This window comes from Peribacillus acanthi (genome assembly GCF_003073175.1).
In the GTDB taxonomy this organism is placed as follows: Bacteria; Bacillota; Bacilli; order Bacillales; family DSM-1321; genus Bacillus_BN; species Bacillus_BN acanthi.
On sequence record NZ_QBBX01000002.1, the window covers coordinates 8,194 to 11,379 of the forward strand.

General features: G+C 35.8%; 4 protein-coding genes. 3 read left to right on the plus strand and 1 reads right to left on the minus strand.

Annotation, left to right across the window (positions count from 1 at the left end; translation table 11 throughout):
• Positions 1-244 (plus strand): histidine phosphatase family protein (locus DBX25_RS21035; RefSeq protein ID WP_240620113.1); only part of this gene is annotated, 244 nt, incomplete at its 5' end.
• A gap of 265 nt (positions 245-509) precedes the next feature.
• A complete protein-coding gene (locus DBX25_RS01755; protein WP_108669067.1) occupies positions 510-782 on the plus strand; it encodes a hypothetical protein in 273 nt (90 codons plus the stop codon).
• Positions 783-852: 70 nt separating this feature from the next.
• Here DBX25_RS01755 and DBX25_RS01760 read toward each other — a convergent pair whose 3' ends face one another.
• On the minus strand, positions 853-2,406 hold the full coding sequence (locus tag DBX25_RS01760) for an ABC-F family ATP-binding cassette domain-containing protein (protein WP_108669068.1): 1,554 nt from the start codon (positions 2,404-2,406) through the stop codon (positions 853-855).
• Positions 2,407-2,874: 468 nt separating this feature from the next.
• Here DBX25_RS01760 and DBX25_RS21040 point away from each other — a divergent pair.
• On the plus strand, positions 2,875-3,186 hold a 312-nt coding region (locus tag DBX25_RS21040), incomplete at its 3' end, for a tRNA-dihydrouridine synthase (protein WP_240620133.1).

Consider the following 3,186-nt stretch of genomic DNA (forward strand, 5'->3'; position numbering starts at 1 on the left):
GCTATCAAATCGTGTAATGGCTGGTGTACAAATACTAAATAAGAATTATTGGGGATGTAAAATATTACTTGTAGCCCACGGGGCCGTCATAAATGCTATATTAGGCAACCTTTCAAATGGAGAGATAGGTTCTGGGAAAACAAAATTAGTAAACGCTTGTATTAGTAACATTCAATTCGATCAAAAAAAATGGCAGATAGAAAACTATAATCAAATTTCTCATCTTTCTCAGTACAGTAAATAGGGTGAATAGGAATCTAATCATTTTAACTGCAGCATAGTTAAGTATGTTGGCTTTTTATTGGAGGAAGATATAATGATTGCCGTACTTCTTGCTCGTGATTTTGAACAAATGGGGGAAGATAGTGGCGGAGTACATCCTATCGAGTGGTATGATTGCTAGAAATCTTCCTTAAGGATTAGGGATTTTAAGATAGGTATAATACCTATAAACAAAGAATTAAAAAATAATGGTTTAAATTAGTTGTTTATTAAATGGAGGAGTTTTATTGATAAAACGAAGCCTAAAGGTTATCAAAGAGATGGTTAAAGGTGTTGGCTTAGATTCACATTTTGAAAATATAGATATCGAAGGCGTATCAATTGAATCTAGAACTGTTAAAAATGGAAATTTGTATATTCCCATTATAAGGATAAAAGATGGACATGAATACGTTATTGAAGCAATAAAAAACGGAGCTACAGGAAAAAGTATCAGGTACCCTTCATGGACAAAATCAAATGCTTTTCCACGAGAGGTACCTGATTATTTTCGTTTCTAATTAATATTGAAATAGACAGAAAAGGGTACCTCAGTAAAATTTTTCTCACTGGGTACCCTATAATATTTATTTAAAACACTTTTGTAGTCCAATCCTCACAATTCCAAATATCGGTTGCAATTTCACGATAGAAGTCAGGTTCGTGGGATACCATCAATATGCTTCCACGATATGCCTTTAAAGCACGCTTCAATTCTTCTTTTGCTTCGACATCCAAGTGATTGGTAGGTTCATCTAATATTAATAAATTCGTCTCAGTGTTTATAATTTTACACAAACGAACTTTGGCTTTTTCTCCACCAGATAGAACTTCGATTTTACTTTCAATATGCTTCGTCGTTAATCCACATTTTGCAAGAGCAGCACGGACTTCAGCCTGATTCATACCTGGGAACGTGTTCCAAATCTCTTCAATACAAGTATTGTAGTTGGACTGTTTAACTTCCTGTTCAAAGTACCCGATGTATTGATACTCCCCGCGTTCCACTTTACCCGAAATCGGAGTAATCAACCCGAGAATACTTTTTAGTAGAGTAGACTTACCAATACCGTTTGCACCAACGAAAGCAATTTTTTGCCCGCGCTCCATTTTTAAATTCAGAGGGCGAGATAGTGGCTCATTGTAACCAATAACCAAATCTTCAGCCTCGAAAATCCAACGACTAGATGCACGAGCTTCTTTGAAATTAAACTCTGGTTTCGGCTTCTCTTTTCCTAATTCAATAACTTCCATTTTGTCGAGCTTCTTCTGACGAGACATCGCCATATTACGAGTCGCAACACTTGCCTTGTTACGAGCAACGAAATCTTTCAATTCAGCAATTTCTTGTTGTTGACGTTTGTAAGCAGACTCTAGTTGTTGCTTCTTCATTTCATGAATTTTTAAGAAGTTATCATAGTCACCAGCATAGCGATTTAACTCTTGGTTTTCCATGTGATAGATCAAGTTAACAACATTGTTCAAGAATGGAATATCATGTGAAATCAAGATAAATGCATTTTCATATTCCTGTAAATAGCGCTTCAACCATTCGATATGCTGTTCATCCAAATAGTTCGTAGGCTCGTCTAGTAATAGGATTTCAGGCTTTTCTAGCAAAAGCTTAGCTAGCAAAACTTTCGTACGTTGTCCACCGCTAAGATCATCCACATCTCGATCGAGTCCAACATCGTCTAATCCTAGACCACGAGCAACTTCTTCAACTTTTGAATTAATTTGATAGAAATCATTACTATCTAGAGTTTCTTGTAGCTCTCCAACTTCGGCAAGCAGTGCATCGATATCAGCACCTTCATCACCCATTTTTGCATAAAGTTCATTGATCTCTGCTTCAGCATCAAATAGATATTGAAAAGCAGTACTCAAAGCTTCACGCATCGTAGTACCTTTTTGAAGTACTGCATGCTGATCTAAATAACCAACACGAACCTTTCGAGACCACTCCACTTTTCCCTCGTCGGGTTGTAGCTTTCCTGTAACAATATTCATGAAAGTAGACTTACCTTCACCATTTGCCCCAACTAGTCCAACGTGCTCTCCTTTTAAAAGTCGAAAAGACACATTATTAAAAATTGCACGATCACCGAAACCGTGACTTAAATTTTGTACATTTAATACGCTCATTTTTTAACCCCTTATCTAATGTCACATGTGGATATTTTACTAGATTTAGAATAGAATTTCTATCTTGAAGTTATTTTTTGTGCAAAATGTATTTCGATTTTGGGGTTAAATTGAAGTCTGCCTTTTCTTTATTGAGCTAATCACTTAAGAATCTCTTCGTAAATGACTACAAGATGACATCAGCTGGAGAATCAGCTATATTACCTTAAATGTAGAAAACATTGAAAAGGCAATATAAACTAAGAGGATTTGTTTATAAAAATACCATTCATCACCGATTTTCGGTAAAATGAACATTGTCGATTTACGCAGGTAGTTTTTCCAAATTATAAATGTTCAAATGTACATATGCTTGATAATAAATTATTATTTATGCATGATATAAGTGTAAGAATTGGAACATTTGGATTTATATTTTTTGACCGAGAGTTTGAGGTTGTATCCATAGTGAGAGGATTTGAGTTTGAAATGATAGATAATTTTTGGCGTGATTTACCACGACCATTTTTTGTACTAGCACCAATGGAAGATGTGACTGATGTAGTTTTTCGTCACGTAGTAAGTAAAGCAGGTCGACCGGATGTGTTTTTTACAGAGTTTACAAACTCGGATAGCTATTGTCATCCAGATGGCATGAAAAGTGTACGTGGTCGTTTGACTTTTACAGAAGATGAACAGCCAATGGTGGCACATATTTGGGGGGATAATCCCGAATATTTCCGTCAAATGAGTATTGGCATGGCAGAGCTAGGATTTAAAGGGATCGATATTAATATGGGC

Bases quoted from the DNA above. Each gene is read 5' to 3' on its own strand.
- DBX25_RS01760 (WP_108669068.1), bottom strand. From the start codon at position 2,406: ATGAGCGTATTAAATGTACAAAATTTAAGTCACGGTTTCGGTGATCGT.